Annotated in this window: 17 protein-coding genes; 3 read left to right on the top strand and 14 right to left on the bottom strand. The window is 43.1% G+C overall.

The window, feature by feature from the left end; genetic code table 11:
* Positions 1 to 10 precede the first annotated feature (10 nt).
* Positions 11 to 1,669 (top strand): AMP-binding protein, encoded by a 1,659-nt coding sequence (locus CIK89_RS02800; RefSeq protein WP_094389919.1) that lies wholly within the window; start codon positions 11 to 13, stop codon positions 1,667 to 1,669.
* A gap of 30 nt (positions 1,670 to 1,699) precedes the next feature.
* Positions 1,700 to 3,361 (top strand): AMP-binding protein, encoded by a 1,662-nt coding sequence (locus CIK89_RS02795; RefSeq protein WP_094389918.1) that lies wholly within the window; start codon positions 1,700 to 1,702, stop codon positions 3,359 to 3,361.
* Between the two features lie 156 nt (positions 3,362 to 3,517).
* Here CIK89_RS02795 and CIK89_RS02790 read toward each other — a convergent pair whose 3' ends face one another.
* The 3 genes from CIK89_RS02790 to CIK89_RS02780 all read right to left on the bottom strand — a co-directional run bounded on the left by CIK89_RS02790 (position 3,518) and on the right by CIK89_RS02780 (position 6,145).
* Positions 3,518 to 4,675: a glycosyltransferase family 4 protein gene (locus tag CIK89_RS02790; protein ID WP_094389917.1), complete on the bottom strand. Its 1,158-nt coding sequence runs from the start codon at positions 4,673 to 4,675 to the stop codon at positions 3,518 to 3,520.
* A gap of 132 nt (positions 4,676 to 4,807) precedes the next feature.
* Positions 4,808 to 5,344: a 30S ribosomal protein S16 gene (locus CIK89_RS02785; protein ID WP_094389916.1), complete on the bottom strand. Its 537-nt coding sequence runs from the start codon at positions 5,342 to 5,344 to the stop codon at positions 4,808 to 4,810.
* 162 nt (positions 5,345 to 5,506) lie between these two features.
* Positions 5,507 to 6,145 carry a lipocalin-like domain-containing protein gene (locus CIK89_RS02780; protein ID WP_158214960.1) on the bottom strand — a complete coding sequence of 213 codons (639 nt, stop codon included), beginning with the start codon at positions 6,143 to 6,145 and terminating at the stop codon, positions 5,507 to 5,509.
* Between the two features lie 115 nt (positions 6,146 to 6,260).
* Here CIK89_RS02780 and CIK89_RS02775 point away from each other — a divergent pair, with 115 nt between their 5' ends.
* On the top strand, positions 6,261 to 7,151 hold the full coding sequence (locus CIK89_RS02775) for a glycosyltransferase family 2 protein (RefSeq protein WP_094389915.1): 891 nt from the start codon (positions 6,261 to 6,263) through the stop codon (positions 7,149 to 7,151).
* 252 nt (positions 7,152 to 7,403) lie between these two features.
* On the opposite strand, the gene CIK89_RS02770 is transcribed toward CIK89_RS02775, so the two are convergent.
* The 11 genes from CIK89_RS02770 to CIK89_RS02720 form a co-directional block, all read right to left on the bottom strand.
* On the bottom strand, positions 7,404 to 8,600 hold the full coding sequence (locus tag CIK89_RS02770; protein WP_094389914.1) for a uracil-xanthine permease family protein: 1,197 nt from the start codon (positions 8,598 to 8,600) through the stop codon (positions 7,404 to 7,406).
* Positions 8,601 to 8,801: 201 nt separating this feature from the next.
* A complete protein-coding gene (locus tag CIK89_RS02765; protein ID WP_094389913.1) occupies positions 8,802 to 9,359 on the bottom strand; it encodes a DUF3256 family protein in 558 nt (185 codons plus the stop codon).
* A 24-nt stretch (positions 9,360 to 9,383) separates the two neighbouring features.
* Entirely contained in the window at positions 9,384 to 10,694 is a 1,311-nt protein-coding gene (locus tag CIK89_RS02760; RefSeq protein ID WP_094389912.1) for a phenylacetate--CoA ligase family protein, read from the bottom strand.
* A gap of 20 nt (positions 10,695 to 10,714) precedes the next feature.
* Entirely contained in the window at positions 10,715 to 11,359 is a 645-nt protein-coding gene (locus CIK89_RS02755; protein WP_094389911.1) for an ATP-binding cassette domain-containing protein, read from the bottom strand.
* Between the two features lie 2 nt (positions 11,360 to 11,361).
* Entirely contained in the window at positions 11,362 to 12,093 is a 732-nt protein-coding gene (locus CIK89_RS02750; protein ID WP_094389910.1) for a 16S rRNA (uracil(1498)-N(3))-methyltransferase, read from the bottom strand.
* Between the two features lie 17 nt (positions 12,094 to 12,110).
* Positions 12,111 to 13,406 carry an MFS transporter gene (locus CIK89_RS02745; protein WP_094389909.1) on the bottom strand — a complete coding sequence of 432 codons (1,296 nt, stop codon included), beginning with the start codon at positions 13,404 to 13,406 and terminating at the stop codon, positions 12,111 to 12,113.
* A gap of 65 nt (positions 13,407 to 13,471) precedes the next feature.
* Complete coding sequence (locus tag CIK89_RS02740; protein ID WP_094389908.1) at positions 13,472 to 14,440, bottom strand: DUF4296 domain-containing protein; 969 nt, start codon at positions 14,438 to 14,440, stop codon at positions 13,472 to 13,474.
* Between the two features lie 40 nt (positions 14,441 to 14,480).
* The gene (locus CIK89_RS02735; protein WP_254046301.1) at positions 14,481 to 15,113 is read right to left on the bottom strand and encodes a lipoprotein signal peptidase; all 633 of its coding nucleotides are present in this window, start codon (positions 15,111 to 15,113) and stop codon (positions 14,481 to 14,483) included.
* Positions 15,114 to 15,117: 4 nt separating this feature from the next.
* The gene (locus CIK89_RS02730; RefSeq protein ID WP_094389907.1) at positions 15,118 to 15,501 is read right to left on the bottom strand and encodes a molecular chaperone DnaK; all 384 of its coding nucleotides are present in this window, start codon (positions 15,499 to 15,501) and stop codon (positions 15,118 to 15,120) included.
* Between the two features lie 27 nt (positions 15,502 to 15,528).
* Positions 15,529 to 18,963, bottom strand: a complete 3,435-nt coding sequence (gene ileS / locus CIK89_RS02725) for an isoleucine--tRNA ligase (protein WP_094389906.1) — start codon at positions 18,961 to 18,963, stop codon at positions 15,529 to 15,531.
* Between the two features lie 87 nt (positions 18,964 to 19,050).
* Positions 19,051 to 19,629: a YigZ family protein gene (locus tag CIK89_RS02720; RefSeq protein WP_094389905.1), complete on the bottom strand. Its 579-nt coding sequence runs from the start codon at positions 19,627 to 19,629 to the stop codon at positions 19,051 to 19,053.
* Positions 19,630 to 19,667 lie beyond the last annotated feature (38 nt).

The raw sequence follows: 19,667 nt of genomic DNA, 5'->3' as shown, positions 1-19,667 counted from the left end.
TATTTGTGCAATGGACAACATACCAAGCTTCAACTCTTACATCGAAAAAACCATCAAAGACAACTGGTTGCTCGATGCACTGACTGATTACAAAGGAGCCACACTACAATATCACGATGTGGCACGCAAAATAGAAAAGCTCCACATTCTCATGGAAGCAGCAGGAGTAGAGAAAGGTGACCGCATCGCTGTGTGCGGACGCAACTCAGCTCACTGGGCTGTGGCTTACCTTGCTACATTCGCCTACGGAGCTGTCATCGTTCCTATTCTCCATGAATTCAATGGCGAACAGATTCACAACATCGTTAACCACTCGGAATCAAAACTGCTTTTCGTAGGCGACTACATCGTCAAGACCATTGACGAAAAGGAAATGCCAAACCTGAGCGGTATCCTGAATCTGCCGGATTTCTCACTCCACACATGCAGAAATGAAAAACTGGCCTACGCCCGCGAACACCTTAATGAACTCTTTGGAAAGAAATATCCGATGGCATTTCGCAAGGAGGATATTCATTGGCACGTGGATTCACCAGAAGAACTCTGCATGCTCAACTACACCAGTGGTACTACCGGGTTCTCAAAGGGAGTAATGCTGCCCTACCGCGCAGTGTGGGGCAATGTGAGTTTCTGCATGAATGCATTGGCACCAAGACTGCCTAAGTTCAGCAAGATTCTCTCTATCCTCCCCATGGCACACATGTATGGACAAGCCATCGAGTTCTTGTTTTCATTCTGTTCAGGCTACCATCTCTTCTTCCTCACCCGACTGCCATCACCTGCCATTATTGCAGAGGCTTTTAAGGAAGTAAGACCACACCTGGTAGTGGCGGTGCCACTCATCATCGAGAAAATCATACGCAAGAGAGTATTCCCCAAGATACAGAACAACGCTATCAAACTGCTTTGGCAGATGCCCGTGGTTTCGAAGAAAGTCAAAGAGCATATCTGTAAAGAGGTATGTGAGGCTTTTGGAGGCAGAGCCTATGAAGTCATTGTAGGAGGTGCTCCACTTAACAAGGAAATAGAGAAATTCCTCGTTGACATCGACTTCCCTATCACCGTAGGCTATGGTGCTACTGAATGTGCGCCACTTATTACCTACAGTGATTTCCACGATTTTGAAAAAGGATCATGCGGTACGCCCGTTGACTACATGGAAGTGAAGATTGACTCACCTGATCCACGGAACACGGCAGGCGAAATTCTGGCACGAGGCACCAATGTCATGTTGGGCTACTACAAAAACCAAGAGGCAACAGATGCCGCACTCGACAAGGAGGGATGGTATCATACCGGAGACCTTGCAACCATGTCGGAAGACGGACATGTGTTTATCAAAGGACGCTCAAAGAACATCCTCATCGGAGCCAGCGGACAAAACGTATATCCAGAGGAAATAGAAGACAAACTCGCATCAATGGCAGTTGTCAGCGAATGTATTATCGTACAGCGCAACCAACACCTTGTGGCACTCGTACATCCTGACATGGACGAGGTCAAAGAGATGGGATTCACCGAGACGGATCTACAAAACATCATGGAGCAAAACCGTCAGCAACTCAACGATATGATGCCTGCATACAGCCGCATACAGAGTATCGAAATCCGATATGAGGAATTTGCCAAAACTCCAAAGAAAAGTATCAAGCGCTACTTGTATAAATAAGAATCATACTAAACTAAACAATCGTAGAAGATGGAAAACGTACCAAGTTTCATACAACTCATCGAGCAAAGCATCAAGACCAATTGGGATCTTGATGCCTTGACCGATTACAAGGGAGCCACGCTACAATATCACGATGTGGCACGTAAGATAGAGAAACTGCATATTCTCTTTGAAAACTGTGGTGTACAGAAAGGCGATAAAGTCGCACTCTGCGGAAGAAACTCAAACCAATGGGCAGTGGCTTTTCTTGCCACGCTGACCTACGGAGCTATTGCCGTGCCTATCCTGCACGAATTCATGCCGGAACAAATCCACAACATTGTCAACCACTCTGATGCAAAACTGCTTTTCGTGGGCGACCATGTGGCTACACAGATTGACCCTGTGCAAATGCCACATCTTGAGGGTATTGTCAACAACCCCGACTACTCTCTTATGCTTTCAAGAACAGACAAACTGACATACGCACGCGAACATCTTAACGAACTTTACGGTAAGAAATTTCCAAAATATTTCCGCAAAGAACACGTACACTACGAATATGAAGACAACGGAGAACAACTGGCGCTGATCAACTATACCAGTGGTACTACGGGATTCTCTAAAGGTGTGATGATTCCCTACCGCGCACTGTGGTCGAACTTCGACTTTGCCGTGAACGTACTGGGCAACACCATCAAAACGGGCGACCGCATCATCTCCATTCTCCCCATGGCACACATGTATGGAATGGCTTTCGAATTTCTATTTGAATTCCTCTACGGATGCCACGTCTATTATCTTAACCGCGTACCATCGCCTGCCATCATTGCACAAGCATTTGCCGACATCAAACCAAGAATCATCATCGCTGTTCCGCTGATCATCGAAAAGATTATCAGAAAGAAGGTATTCCCCAAAATACAAAACAACCGCATGCGTCTCCTCATGGCAATGCCTGTCATCTCCAAAAAGGTGAAACAGATGATCTGTCAGGAAGTGGTGAAGGCTTTTGGAGGTGAACTCTATGAAGTAATCATCGGAGGTGCTGCGTTTAACCGCGAAATCGAAACGTTCCTCCGCAAAATAGAATTCCCATACACCGTAGGATACGGAGCCACTGAATGTGCACCTATCATCTGCTACCGCGACTGGCAAACCTTCAGACTGGGTTCTTGCGGACAACCTGTAGTTCACATGGAGGTGAAAATTGACTCAGACAGTCCCAGTACAAAACCTGGTGAAATCTTGGCTCGCGGACTCAATGTCATGTTGGGCTACTACAAGAACGATGAAGCTACCAAAGAAACTATTGATAAAGACGGATGGTATCATACGGGAGACCTTGGTACCATGGACGACGACAAAAACGTGTTTATCAACGGAAGATCGAAAAACATGCTTCTGGGACCCAGCGGACAGAACATCTACCCCGAAGAGATAGAAGATAAGTTCAACTCTATGGCTATGGTGGTGGAAACTGTGGTTGTTCAGCGCAACAACAAGCTTGTCGGTCTGGTTTATCCTGATTACGATGAAGCGAAGAATATGAACTTCAACGAGGAGGACATCTACAATGTCATGGAGCAGAACCGTCAGCAACTCAACGAACTACTCCCCGCTTACGAGAAAATCACCGAAATAGAAATACAGAAGGAAGAATTTGAGAAAACTCCTAAAAAGAGCATCAAACGATACCTCTACAAATAAGACGATGAAAAAGTTTACGCACAAGTCTGCGTGTGTAAAGCGGATTTGAAAGCTAATCGGTAGATAAAAAAACTTTGCGCTCCCGTGTTTTGGAAACGCAAAGTTTTTTTACGCCAACAGGTCAGCATGTCCGTCTGCATTTTTATGTCACCACGCTCATTGTTTCACTTGACGCTCTAACAGCGAGAAAAACAACTGTTGCAATTGGTTTCCGATGATATGTGGAGAATAACTTTCGGAAATGGCAGAAGAAATGTGTTCGGATGAAAAATGTTCACTGATTAAGCGAACCATTGCATGGCTCAACGAAACCGCATCTTCGGTAGGCACGGTCACACAACCATCATGCTGACGGACGCTCTGCGGAACAACATCGGTGGTAATGACGGGAATACCCGTACTCATAGCCTCCAACAAAACCAAGCCCTGTGATTCGCTACGAGTGGGAAGCACTAAAGCATCAGCAGAGTAAAGGATGTCGCGAACACCAATCTTATCTGTGGTTCCCACGAAACGCACATCTGGAATATTCGCATAAAGGCGGCGGCAAGAGGCAGAATCGGTATCAGGACCAACCAACGTCAGACTGGCATTCACCCCTTGACTCTTCAATCTCCGAAATGCTCCTGCTAAAATATCGTAACCCTTACGCGGAATGAAATTGCCTATGGCACAAAAACGAAACGTATCAGAAGGTTGACGTTTGGCATAATGAAAGAAGCGAGTGTCTATCATATTAGAAACGACCTGATGGGAGTAACGCTTACCAAAATACGGTGCGAGTTCATCCACTAACTCCTCGGAAACGACCACTACCCTATCCGCCTTTTCCAACGCTTCACGCAACAGGGGGATTTCCCATTGTCCCAGAGACGCTCTACGGAACTCTTCTTCATAAATCATGGAAGGAAGATGTTCGGTAATCACATAAGGGATGCGGTGGTGCTGCGCTATCAACATGGCGGCCCGACCTGCCCATTTCACGCAATGGGCATGGATGACGTCGGGACAACCATATTGACGGAAATACTCTTCTGACAATTTCAACACTCCTTTCAGCCATCTATCAACATTGGGACGCACCACCTTGGGGATTCCACGTTGAAAATCACGCCACACCTCTACCCCATCCATGGTTTCTACACCCATAGTATATGGGAGAAAGAGATAGTCTTTCCAACCTTTAGTAATACCAAGTTGAACGCGACTCAATATCCGAACTTCATGGCCGAGCTGCTGTAAAGCCTTGGACTGCTCAAGACAGAACTCGCCACCATAAGGAGGGAAGAATGATGGAATTTCAAGAATGTGCATAAAAAAAGGAAGATCGTAAGTTTGTTGGTAGTAATATAATAAGGAGAAAACCGCGTTGGAAATATATAGAACAAAAAAGAGAACGGAATATTGCCATCCGTCCTCTCCTTTGTTTCGTTGTGTGAAGGGAAATTAAGCTTCAGCAGGAGCTTCTGTCTCTGCTTCAGCAGCAGCCTTTGCGGCCTCTTCCTCTGCCTTTGCAGCCTCAGCAGCAGCCTTCTTCTCTGCTACCTTCTTGGCCATTTCCTCATTCAGTTTCTTTTCCTGAGCGAGCTCCTGAGCAGCAGCCTCTTTCTTGGCTTTGACCTCGTCTTCACGAACCTTGTCGAGACCCTTCTGCTTGTCAGCCTTCCATGCGTCGAACTTCTTCTGAGCAGCAGCCTCGTCGAAAGCGCCCTTCTTAATACCACCACGGAGGTGCTTCATCAGGTAAACGCCCTCACCGCTAAGGATGTTGCGAACGGTATCGGTGGGCTGTGCGCCTGCCTCTACCCAGTAAAGTGCGCGTTCGAAATTCAAATCTACTGTGGCAGGATTGGTGTTAGGGTTGAAAGTTCCAATCTTCTCAGTAAATTTACCATCACGTGGTGCTCTTGCGTCTGCGATTACGATGCTATAGAAAGCATAGCTCTTACGACCGCGACGTTGCAATCTGATTTTTGTTGCCATTGTTTTAAATAACTTTTAATGTTTAATAATTGAATTTCGTACTACTATCTCGTAATAGCGGATGCAAAGGTACTGCTATTTTTCGGAATATCAGCGTTTTTTGAAAAGTTTTATCCTTTTGTTTTCGTTTTTTTAACCAATTACGGGTATTACGCCGCATTTTTACTTCTTTTTCATCGTCACACCGACTTCCATTCCATTCACATTTTTCATCAATTTGGAAACGGTCTGGAGGTTTGCGTTACCCGACTTGGAACCAAATGCCTTGAAGAGATTGAGCAACTTGGTTGAGTTTGCAACAAACATGAGTTTCTTGCCTTCCAACTGAGTGGTGATGCTGACTGACTTAACACCCAACGTGGTAAGCTGCAACTTGGAGTCCTTGACACTCCATTTTCCTTGGGTGGTCTTTCCCTTTAATGTTGAAGTGAAAGTACCATCTTGTTTGAAAGTCATCGTCATTGCACCTGGTTTGATGCCTACGGTTGTCAGTTTGGTCTGAAGAATACTTTCCATCTTGTTGGCCGCAATCTTGGCCGCAGCATTCGTCAACACATTGTCTGATTTAAGAACGATGGCTGGTTCTTCATAAACCCATGTTCCGACAATATTTGCTGCACTGGCCTGTTTCTTACCTGAGAAGATAGCAGTAAGATTAGAAATAAGATTCGAACCTCCGCTACTGGTGGTATTATTGCCAAGTACGCCATCAAGTACACCACTGATTGACTGTGCATTTGCGATTGCACACATCATGAGCATGAAGCCCATAATAACTGATTTCAAAGATAACTTTTTCATTGTTCTTATGCCTATATTATTAAAATGTCGCGCAAAAGTACTATAATTCAAGAAAAATGCAAAATAATATCGACAAAATTTCACCATACAAACATTTTTTACTACTTTTGCAATCATGTACAAGCAAGGATTATCCATACTTATACCTGTATTCAACAGAAACTGCTGTGCGTTGGTCCAAGAACTACACATTCAAGCTGTCAATTGTGGCATCGACTTCGAAATTATCGTTGTCGAAGATGGTTCTACCAATCCCAAATACGTTGATCAGAACAGACCAGTGGCAGCAATCGACCATGTGCGTTATATCATCCATGAAGAAAACATGGGGCGCGCAATCATCCGCAACTGGTTGGCAGACAAGGCAGAATATGACACATTACTATTTCTTGACTGCGATGTGGACATCCTTGACCCAGACTATCTGAAACGCTATCTTGACAACAAGGCTTCGGTGGTTTGTGGTGGCTTATGCATTGGTGGAGATGCAAATAAACTGCGTCACAGTTTGCGCTACCATTACGAGAAAACGCATGAGAAAGAATATACTGCAAAACAACGGAAACGCAACCCATACAAGAATTTCAGAACCACCAATTTTCTTATCGAACACAAAGTAATGGAAGGTTGCCGTTTTGATGAACGCTTTCGCCAATACGGCTACGAGGATGTGATTTTCGGAAAGACATTGAAACAAAACGGAATCATCATCTCACACATTGAGAATCCTGTATATCTCACCCGTTTTGAATCAAACACTTATTTCATGATCAAGACGGAAGAAGCTATGCATACTTTGTATAAATTCCGTAAAGACATTGTCCCCTACTCTCGGTTACTCCAGCATGTGGAAGTTCTTAAGAAGATTGGACTCTTGCCTGTTTTACGCTTAATATATAGAAGTTCCATCGGCTATTATCTCATGCGCAACCTAAATGGCGAGAGACCTGTCTCACAACTGTACAATCTATACAAACTCATGTTCTTCGCATCATTGAAACCATAATATCGAAGGGGAAATTTCATTCTTCGTTTGCTATTCTTTCTACTCATAAGGACGGAAGAATGGACGCAATGTAAATTGAACAACAATATTTTTGGGATTAGTTATGCCCTTTGTTGTTTTATTGCCTATTTAGAATTATGCCGAGCATACCTATAAAAATCCGCAACACCTAAATTAGGCATTGCGGATTAGTATTTATATCGTTGGGAACTTCGTTAATAATTTCAGGGGACCATTGATATTGGTGAGTTTTCACTCAGCTTTCTTGTCTGGAAGAATCAAATTCAACACTACACCAACAACTGCTGAGAGGCCAATGCCAGAAATGGTAAATGAACCTGACGAGAGCACTGCCCCACCCAATCCCATGGTCAACATGACAGACATGATGATGACATTGCGCGTTTTGTTTAAATCAACCTTATTATGCATCAGATTCTGAACACCAACACTTGCAATCGTTCCAAACAGAAGAAGCATGATGCCGCCCAAAACAGCCTGAGGAATACTCTGAAGCAATGCACTAAGTTTGCCTACAATAGAAAAGCAGATGGCTGTGGCTGCTGCAATCCGGATAACAACCGGACTGGTGACTTTTGTGATAGACATTGCACCAGTCACTTCAGAATAGGTTGTTTCGGGAGGACCACCAAGTACGGCAGATGCCAAACAGGCAACTCCGTCTCCCAGCATTGTCCGATGAAGGCCTGGCTCCTTGACAAAATCCTTGTCAGCAACCGCACTTACAACGTAAACATCTCCAATGTGCTCAAGAACCGGAGCTATTGCCACTGGCAACATATAGATGAAAGGTCCCCAAGAGAAATGACTCAACGTGTCAAACGACACAGGGCAGGATATCCAAGGCGCAGCGATTACTCCAGAGAAATCGACCTCACCCATTGCAATGGCCAACACATAACCAACTACCACACCTGTTATAATAGGAACAAGTTTCATAAGTCCACGGCAAAAGGTCAAAACGAGAATAGCTGTGATAAGCGCAGCAAAAGCCAAGATCCAATTGGTCTTTGCCATATTCACAGCACTTCCTGATAACGACAGACCTATCAGAATAATAGCAGGCCCAATGACAATAGGAGGAAAGATACGGTCAAGAAGACGTTTTCCTTGCCACTTGACAAGAGCACTCATCACAAAATAGACTAATGATACACTGGTTAGTCCCGCTATTGTCCCTGGAAGCCCCCACTGTTTGGAAGCAGCGATAATTGGGGCAATAAAAGCAAATGAACTTCCCAGAAAAATCGGGACTTTCCCTTTGGTAAGAAAATGAAAGAGAAATGTTCCCAGACCTGCGGTAAATAAAGCCGTTGCAGGATCAATGCCAATCAGTAGTGGCACAAGAACAGTTGCACCGAAAGCCACAAAGAGAAATTGTACGCCTACGATGGTTTTCTTAACTGTCGATAGTTGTTCTGTTTCCATAATAGTTATTATTAGTATTGAATGATTTAATCAAGATTGTAGTAATTGGTTTTAAGGTATGATACATTTCAAAAAAAATTGCTTGTCTCACGACAAGCAATTTTCAATTAACCTTAATAATCTAATACCATGAAAAACACGTTGCAAATATAGACGTTTTTTTTTATACCTGCAAGAGTTTTCGTATATTTCTTCGAGTTTTTAACTTTTATTAAATCTTTTACCATTCCACTTCAACATCACAGCTATTTCTTTTTCATTTTTTTGTCCTTCCATAGCAACAGGATTAAGAGCCTGAGAATATATTATCTGCAAATCGGAATTATCTGGAGAAACAAATGAGGCCACATACATCTGTTGAGGAAGAGTGATCAACTGGCTGGATGGAATCGGTTCCCAACTGGCCTTATAAAATGTTACATTACTTTCTGGAGCATCTTTTCCATAAGTAGCTACCAAACAGATGATACTGTCTCCATCTGCCAACAGCAAGCGGACATCATACCGCAAGGTTTCACTTATTTGCAAAGAGAACGCTTTATCGTTAAGCATCAGCAATTCGCTATGTCCATCCAACAGATTATCTACACGAGCTTTCATTTTCGATTCTATGAAATCCACCATGTCAAGTCTGTTGTTTTCTGTCAATTCAGGTGTTAACGATTTCGGCATGCTGAGAAATACATCTTTCATCGTATTTTGTGCCTCAGCTGCGAAAGTCGTCAATATCAAAATTCCAAGGATTATTATCTTTCTCATGTTCGGTTCATTTTTATCCCTGTCTTATCCACGTCCGGGACGAAGATCTTTTACACGCACCGCCTTACCTTCACTCTGCGGAAGAGACCCCTTCTTTACCAAACGTACACGAGGCGTAAGAAGTATTTCGTCTTTCAATGCACGCTGAATGTCTTTGGTCATTCTCTGAAGTTCGGGATAGACGTCTGTATTCAATCCATCGAGTTCCACATCAACAGTCATTACATCATTATCGCCTTCTGAATCAAGCGTAATAAGATAATTGCTTCCCAAACCGGGATATTTGACAAGTATCTTTTCCACTTGCATGGGGAACACATTAACTCCCTTAATGATGAACATGTCATCTGTACGACCTTTGATACGGTCAATGCGTCTATGAGTGCGTCCGCACGGGCAATCGCCAGGCAGAATACGAGTCAAATCATGAGTGCGATAACGCAAAATGGGCATCATAGTACGGTCGAGAGTGGTAAGAACCATTTCTCCGATTTCTCCATCAGGAACGGGTTCTAAAGTATCGGGATCTATGATTTCCAAGATGTAGTTATCTTCCCAGAGGTGCATACCGTTTTGTTCCTGACACTCAAAAGCTACACCAGGACCATTCATCTCGGTCATTCCAAAAGAATTATAGGCTTTCACCCCCAACAATCGCTCGATGCGACGTCGTTGCTCATCTGTATGTGGCTCTGCCCCTATAAACAGAGTATGCAACTTTGTGCTTCGTGGATCTATACCTTCTTCATGAAAAACTTCCGCAAGACGAATGGCATAAGACGGAATGGCATGAAGACAAGTAGTGCCAAAATCACGGATGAACATAATCTGACGCTTAGAGTTACCAGCAGCAGCAGGTACAGTAGTGGCTCCAAGTTTTTCTGCACCATACTGGAAACCTAATCCGCCAGTAAACATGCCGTAGCCACTGGAATTTTGGAAGACATCAGTATCTCTGCAACCAACCATATACATACTACGAGCAATCATATTTGCCCATGACTCTATATCATGGCGAGAATATGTCACAACTGTCGGATTTCCTGTTGTACCACTGGAAGAATGGATGCGGATTGCATCTTTCATATTGCCTCCAACAAGTCCGAAAGGATAGTTTTCGCGCAAGTCCTGTTTAGTGGTAAAAGGCAAGCGTCTTACATCATCAATGGTCTTGATAGTATCTGATGTAATACCTCGTTCGCCCAACACCCGTTTGTAAAAGGGGGATTGAAGGCATATATCAATAGTTCGACGGAGTTTTTCTACCTGAAGTTCCTCTAATTGCTGACGGGGCATGGTCTCAAGCTCCGGTTGCCAGTATTCTACGTTTTTCATTTTTGCTCTGTATTTATGTTTTATAGTTTTAATGTTTTATCATAATCAAATGGAAGATCGCGACCTATACTTGTTACTATAAGACCAGCTCCATTTTTATCTATTATCTCTCTGATGATATGAGCCATTTCATAGGAATTCGTGTCATCAAGGTGAGAAATGGGTTCGTCAGCTACGAGAAAATCAAAAGGCTGTACAAGAGAGCGCAGCAAGGCTACCCTTTGCTGTTGACCTTGTGAAAGTTGACCTGCCTTCACATCAAGTTTGTCAGAAAGTCCAAGCCGCGAAAACCAGTCTTTGACTTCAACCGCCGACGCTGAAGAAGTCAGGCGATTCTTTATCATTACGTTTTCATACGCAGTAAGTTCCGCGAAAAGGCGCATTTCCTGAAAGAGCATAGCGATATGACGTTGGCGAACTTCTACCCATTGCCTAATAGCATAAGATTTAATATCCGTCTTGTCGAAAAGAATCTGTCCTGTATAATCATTTCTATAACCCTGAAGATAACTACAGAACGTACTTTTACCACAGCCACTATCTGCTGCGACAAGGTATTTCTTGCCACGTTCAAAGGTTACCTGTGACTTCCACACTTCTGAATGCAAATCTGTAACCTCTGCAAACACCCGTGGAGTCACTTGATTAAAAGAAATGCTATGCATGACTAATCTGTTTTATAAGGTTTACTCAACTGAGCCATCATTACAGCAGACAATCCTGCTGTTTCCGTACGCAGACGACTCTTTCCCAAATGTACGGATTTGTATCCCAGACTGATAGCCTGTCGCACCTCTTCTATAGAGAAATCACCTTCAGGACCAACAAGTATGGTAACAGGTGTGTCTGCAGGCAGATGATTCAATTCGTCAAAAAGATAAGTACGTTCGACTTCTTCATAGCAATGGGCAATAAACTTGTCACCAGGTCGTTCTGCAGCGACAAACTGGCTGAAAGATTGCATTTCATCAAGATTCGTTTTCCATGCCTTTCGGCTCTGTTTCATGGCCGAAATCACGATTTTTTCCATTCGTGGAAGTTTGATTTGCCGACGTTCCGAAAAGCGACAATCCAAAAATGAAATATCATCGACTCCCACTTCCACAGCTTTTTCCAACAACCATTCCATACGGTCAAGCATCTTTGTCGGTGCAATAGCCAAATGAATACGTCCACTCCAAGGACGCTGTTGTGGTAATGTCTCAAGGATGCGGTATAAGCAATGATGATTGGACGCAACAGAGACCTCCGCCTTATAGAAAGTTCCCTCTCCATCCATTAACATCATCTCATCGCCTGGTTGCAAACGCAACACCCGAACAGCATGTTGTGCTTCTGCGGATGGTAAGGCGTCGCACTCACCAGCCTTTGGAACATAGAAATACCGAACTTCTTTCATTCTTTTACATTTCGAATTTACAGATTCTTAGGTTTGAACAGAATGGCGAAAAGGATTCCCACCACAAGTGCATAACCCGCAAATATCAACCAACAAGTGCGCCAATCACCCATCAGATAACCATCTGGAGTGAACGCACAATAATGATTGATGATCTTACCTGCCAATAACGTACCAATGGTGGCACCAAGGCCATTCGTCATCAGCATAAACAGTCCTTGTGCAGAGGCGCGCACCTTGATGTCGCATTTCTGATCGACAAAAAGTCCGCCAGACACATTGAAGAAATCGAAAGCCACACCATATACAATACACGACAACACAAACAGGATAACTCCAGGGAAAGCAGGATTTCCCAATCCAAAGAATCCAAAGCGTAAAACCCATGCAAACATGGCAATGAGCATGACAATCTTGATACCATAACGTTTAAGGACAAACGGTATCAACAGGATGCAAAGTGCTTCGGCCACCTGGGATATTGACACCAACAGCGTTGCGTTGTTGGCAGCAAACGTATTTATCAAGGCAGGATCACCTTTGAATGATGTGATAAATGGAGTTGCATAACCATTGGTAACCTGCAAAGACATGCCCAACATGGCGGAGAAAATAAAGAAAAGTGCCATCTGCTTGCTCTTGAATAACCGAAATGCGTCAAGTCCCCATGCTTCTGAAAGCGATTGTTTTTCCTTCTTCACTAATTTGCACTCTGGGAATGTGAAACAATACAAGAAAAGTACCAAACTCATCAGGCCAGAAACCAAGAACTGGAAATGAGTATATTGGAACTTATTGTTGTTGTCACCCAAGACAAAGAGCAAGGATCCATTATCCCATGCAGCACAGTTCACAAGCCACATCATGACAATGAAACCAACTGTTCCAAACACGCGAATGGGTGGGAAATCTTTTACCGTATCAAGGCCATTGTTCTTCAATATTGTAAATGCCACCGTATTGGACAATGCCAAGGTAGGCATATAGAAAGCAACACTAAAGGTATAAACAGCCATAAACAGGGATTCATCTGGCTGACCAGCGGTCTGTCCCATCCAGAACAAACCACACATCGAAACTCCTGCAAGAAGATGACACAAACCCAACAGACGTTGAGGCTGAATATATTTGTCAGCCACAATACCTATAAGTGTAGGCATAAAGATTGAGACAACACCTTGAATGGCATAGAACCATGAGATTTCTGCTCCCATACCCGCTTTACCAAGATAATTGCCCATAGATGTGAGATATGCTCCCCAAACGGCAAACTCGATAAAGTTCATCAGTGCCAAACGTACTTTGATGTTCATATTGTTCTGTTTTATTTTATGTTATTGGTTTGTTATCATCCCAAAGGGTTGGTCTGCCCTGTGCGTCATTTCTTACTTCCAGACGTTTGGGCACCCATTCCGTGTATGGGTATTCTTTGTTTAACGGGAATACTTCGCGTATGATTCCGTTTTGTATCATTACGACCTGCCGTGTCAGCAGACAATGGTCTGGCATCTTTAATTCTAAGCATGCTATCCTTCTTGGTTTCATCTTTAATAGGTTCTACAGATAATGGTTTGTCGTTTTGTTCTTCTTTTCTCTGATGGAATCGAATCAGTTGCAAGTCGTTAATAAACATCATACGACGTACATTGCGATCTTGATGGTCTGAAGCAAGATAAACAAAGCCTGTCATTTCCTTCAATCGATAGTCACGATTGACAGGAACACGAATTTGTGAAAGTCCAGACATCGTGATATGATAAACGGTCTGTACGATACTGTCGCCTTCATATGTAGATAAGAGGCACACTACTGCATCACGAGAGCCCGCCTCGTAGATGTAATCGGAGTTAAACTGGAACATGAAACTGTCACCTTTATGATAACTGGAATCTGCTTTCAGGGAGAAGTCAAAACGATTGGCTGTGGGCAATGGCATTAACATCACTTCCGAAGGACCGCGCCAAACATTGGCAGTATCACCTGTTGTACCATAAGTAGAAAGTCCGAAAGAGCCACTTGTCACACCAAGGGCAGAAGCTTCGTTATTGAGACGTTCACTAACATTCTGGTATATTTTCTTCAGTCTCTCAGCATGAGAGTAATAGTACACCAATGAAGAGTCAAATTCAGCTTCGGTAACCTGATATTTACGTAAAACAGCTTGAAAATAGCCATTCTCATCATACGGTAGGCTGTTCTTTTGTCCTTCACGCCCCATAGCTTGAGCAACATGGTAATCATAAAGGATGTCTTCCATGTCGCTGGGTTGAATATAGTCAGCCGGTACTGTGGGTTTGCAGGAGAACGTAACTGACAGAAGCAGAATTATGACTATTATATGTTTCATATTCACGTTTTTTAGAGCGCATACCTCGTTGCGCCAATTTTCATTTGCTTCTTCTAAATTCAATCTCACCAATTTCTTTCCTATAGAAAAGCAACAACAGAACAGCACCTACTGAAATAGCCGCATCCGCAAAGTTAAAGACAGGGCTGAAGAAAACAAATGGATTTCCACCTACTCTTGGTATCCACTCAGGCCAGGTAGTAACGATAAGTGGGAAATAGAACATGTCAACCACCTTACCCATCAGAAACGGAGCATAGCCTGTTCCAAAGGGCACGAAGTATGAGACATAATAATTGGACGATGCGTTGAATATCAGACCATAGAACATCGAATCAAAAATATTTCCTGCCGCACCTGCCATTACCATGGACAAACAGGCAATATATCCCCAACGTGCATTCTTCTTAACCTGTCGAACAATATACCAGCCGAGTATGGCAACGGCAATGATACGAAAGATTGAAAGTATCAGTTTACTGCCAATCTCCATTCCATAAGCCATACCATTGTTTTCAATGAACACGATTTTAAACCACGAGAAGATTTCTATCTGCTCGTGGAGTGCCATATTCGTTTTGACCAATATCTTGATAATTTGGTCAATCAAGAGGATGGCGGTCACTATAAGTGCTGCCATCCATCCGCGTTTCATCTTAAGATTCAGTGCCATTTACCTATTTTTTGCCAGCCATTTTCGACTCAACACTTAAGGTGGCATGAGGAACGGCACGCAGGCGTTCTTTTGGTATGAGTTTTCCGGTAATCCGGTCTATACCATAAGTTTTGTTCTCAATACGAACCAATGCTGCCTTCAGTCCTTGAATGAACTTCTGCTGACGAGCTGCAAGCGAGATAATTTCTTCTTTCGACTGGGCAGCACTTCCTTCTTCAAGAGCCTTATATGTTGGTGATGTATCATCAACATCATTAGAGTCTTGATTCATCAGAACTCGCATCATCTGATCGTAATCACGTTTGGCCAATGCCAACTTTTCGTTGATAATCTGACGGAACTCTTCCAGTTCTTCATCTGTGTATCTGGTCTTTTCTGTTGCCATAATACTTAAATTTAGGATTTGTTATAATCAGGATTTTGTTACTTGTATATTCAGTTTGAAATCATCAAATTCCACTTCTATGCCATCATTGGGGCTGATAGTAATATCATCGGCGAGAACCTGTGTCTTGATATAATCACCAAATCCCTTAACAGCCTGCTCAATTTCTGCATTTGGTGCAAGAACGATGTGAATACGGTCTGTGATTTCCAAACCGCTATCCTTACGGATATTCTGCACACGGTTGATAATTTCACGAGCCATACCCTCTTGCTTGAGCTCATCGGTGAGTTCGACCTCAAGGGCAACGGTCAATGAACCCTCGTTAGCAACAAGCCATCCGGGAATATCTTCACTAATGATTTCTACGTCTGCCAGTTCGACATCAAGATTCTGTCCGTCAACCTGTATGGCAATAGTACCTTTATTCTCCAAATCAGCAATCTGCTCCTGAGAGAGTCCACTCATCTGTGCTGCAACACCTTTCATGAGTTTACCATACTTCTTACCCATTGTACGGAAATTGCATTTCACTTTCTTGACAAGGATACCTGCACCTTCAACAAAGTTAAGCTCCTTGACATTAACTTCATTAAGTATAAGATCTTTGACAGCCTCTATGTGACGCTTTTGTTCTGCAGTGGCAGGAATCATGATGCTCTGTAGCGGTTGACGTACCTTGATATTGACCTTACGACGCAAGGCAAGAACCATAGACGTAATCTGTTGTGCCATTTCCATTCTTGCTTCAAGGTCAGCGTCTATCAATGCTTCATCTGCAGTAGGATAAGCATCAAGGTGTACGCTGTCTTTCTCTCCACCAAGGTCACGATACAACTGATCAGAATAGAACGGTGCAAATGGAGCCAACAAGCGGCTTACAGTCATCAGACAGGTATAAAGAGTCTCGTAGGCTGAACGTTTGTCGTCACTCATTTCCTTACCCCAGAAACGCTTACGATTAAGACGTACGTACCAGTTGGAAAGGTCGTTGTTTACAAATGCATCTATTAGACGACCTGCACGTGTTGGATCATAGTTTTCGAGTTCTGCAGTTACTTTCTTAATCAATGTATTCAAGCAAGACAGAATCCAACGGTCAATTTCTGGACGTTTTGCAAAGTCTATCTGCTGCTGGCCTGGTTCAAAACCATCTACGTTTGCATACAAAGCAAAGAAGCTGTATGTATTGTAAAGTGTTCCAAAGAACTTGCGACGCACTTCATCCACTCCCTCTGGGTCAAACTTCAAGTTGTCCCAAGGTTCTGAATTGGTCATCATGTAAAGACGTACGGCATCTGTACCATATTTCTCTATCATATCGAAAGGATTCACCACATTGCCGACGTGTTTCGACATTTTGTTTCCTTTTGCGTCCAACACAAGACCTGATGATATTACATTTTTGAAAGCTACCGAATCGAAAATCATCGTAGCGATTGCATGCAGTGTGAAGAACCAACCACGTGTCTGATCGACTCCCTCGTTGATAAAGTCAGCGGGGAAAGCTTTCTTCTTATCAATAGCATCTTGATTTTCAAATGGATAGTGAATCTGTGCATAAGGCATAGAACCAGAATCGAACCAAACATCGATCAAGTCTGCTTCACGCTTCATTGGCTTACCAGATTGGCTAACCAGAATAATATAATCAACGTAAGGACGGTGCAAGTCTATTTTGTCGTAGTTTTCCTGCGACATATTTCCTGGCACAAAGCCTTGGTCTTTCAATGGATTTGACTTCATGAAGCCTGCAGCCACTGATTTTTCTATTTCATTGTAGAGTTCTTCTACACTTCCGATACAGATTTCTTCTCCTTCTTCTGAACGCCAAATAGGCAAAGGAGTACCCCAGAAGCGTGAACGTGACAGGTTCCAGTCATTGAGGTTGTCAAGCCAGTTGCCAAAACGTCCACTTCCTGTTGATTCAGGTTGCCAGTTGATGGTTTTGTTAAGTTCGCTCATTCTCTCCTTGCAAGCCGAGCTACGGATAAACCAAGAATCGAGTGGATAATAAAGTACTGGTTTGTCGGTACGCCAACAATGTGGATAGCTATGGACATGTTTCTCAATTTTGAAAACCTTGCCAGCAGCTTTTAGGTCCATACAAATACTGATGTCGAGCGTTTCGTCTTTATCGGTAAGTGTGTCATCGTAGGCATTTTTGACATAACGACCACTATATTTACCCCACTCTTCCAGATTAACATACTTGCTAACAAAATCAGCATCGAGATCTTCAACCAAATAGTATTTACCTTCGAGATCGACTACAGGACGCTCTGCGCCTTTCTTATCGATCAAGACAATGGCAGGAACACCAGCTTTTTTGGCAACAAAAGCATCATCAGCACCAAAGTTTGGTGCAATATGTACGATACCTGTACCATCCTCAGTGGTCACATAATCACCAAGGATAACACGGAATGCGCCTTCACCGATTGGCGAAATCATGGGCAGCAACTGCTCATAATGAATATTCTCGAGATCGGTTCCTTTATAATGTTCTACAACACGCCAAGGAATAATTTTATCACCAGCCTTATACGCTTCAAAATCAGCATTTTTACCTTCTTGCTTAAAGTATGCGTTCAAGCGTGCTTCTGCCATTACGACAGTAACGGGAGCTGCTGTATAGGGATTAAAGGTTTCAACAGCCACATAATCTATTTTAGGACCTACGCAGAGTGCAGAGTTAGCCGCAAGAGTCCAAGGCGTAGTTGTCCAAGCAAGGAAATAAAGCTCGCCCCATCCTTTTTGTTTGAGTGCATCAACGACAGCATTTCCTTCTGCCTCTTTGATTTTGAACATTCCTGTACAAGTAGTATCCTTTACATCACGATAGCAACCAGGTTGGTTCAACTCATGTGACGAGAGTCCCGTTCCTGCTGCTGGCGAATAAGGCTGTATAGTGTATCCCTTATAGAGAAGGTTCTTCTGGTAGAATTGCTTAAGAAGCCACCACAGGGTTTCAATATACTTATTGTCGTAAGTGATATAGGGATGGTCAAGATCCACAAAGTAACCCATACGTTCAGTAAGATCACGCCATTCTGCGGTGTACATCATCACATTTTCACGGCATTTACGGTTGTAATCTTCTGTAGAAATATAGCGTTCGCTCTCTTTATTATCAATATCTGCCTTAGTAATTCCGAGTTCTTTCTCCACTCCAAGCTCCACAGGCAGTCCATGAGTATCCCACCCTGCTTTACGATGTACTTGATAGCCCTGCATGGTCTTGTATCTATTGAAAGTATCTTTTATAGAACGGGCAAGTACGTGATGGATTCCAGGATGTCCGTTTGCTGAGGGAGGTCCCTCAAAGAATACGAATTGTGGGCATCCCTCTCGTTCGTCAATAGAGCGTAAGAAAACGTTCTTATCTTTCCACATCTGCAGGATATCATTGTTAACCTGCGTCAAGTTCAAACCGCCGTGTTCGGCGAATCTCTTTGCCATAGTTTTATTTTGTTTTTTTTGTTTCCTTTATTAAATAATGTGCAAAGGTAACTTTTTTTTCTGAAATATCCAAAATTATACGCTGTATTACAACAATTTCGCCAATCTGTCACGTAATTGTTGCGCCTCACTTTTACGGATAGCCATACGGATGACACAGGTATTATCATATGTTTGTGAAATAATACGTGGATTCATATCTTTGACTATACGCATTACATCGTTCATTTGTGGATAGGTAAAGGTATAGCTGACTTCTTCTTCCACCTGTCGCAACTCCATCTTCGCATGCGCCAAAGCATCTGCTGCTGCTTCACGGTAAGCCACAATAAGTCCTGAAGTTCCGAGATTGACACCGCCATAATATCTAACGACAACAATAAGGATATCTGTCAGTTCGTTTGAATTGATTTGTCCCAAGATAGGTTTTCCTGCTGTACTACTTGGTTCGCCATCATCATTTGCACGAAAATCAGCACGTTCGGCACCAAGCATATACGCATAACAAACATGGCGAGCATCGTAGTACTTTTTTCGATACCCTGCCAAGATAAGTTTTATTTCATCATGATTTTCCACATGATGAGCGAAAGCGAGGAACTTGCTCCGTTTTTCGGTGTAGTATCCCTCGCTTGTCGCTGATATTGTTTTAAATTCGTCAGTCATCTAACGTTTTTCAAGGACGTCCCAAAAGACGCCATTAT

The sequence above is a fragment of the Prevotella sp. P4-119 genome (genome assembly GCF_002251345.1).
In the GTDB taxonomy this organism is placed as follows: domain Bacteria; phylum Bacteroidota; class Bacteroidia; order Bacteroidales; family Bacteroidaceae; genus Prevotella.
Note: the sequence above shows the minus strand (reverse complement) of the source record. Positions and strands in the feature narration are given on the sequence as shown.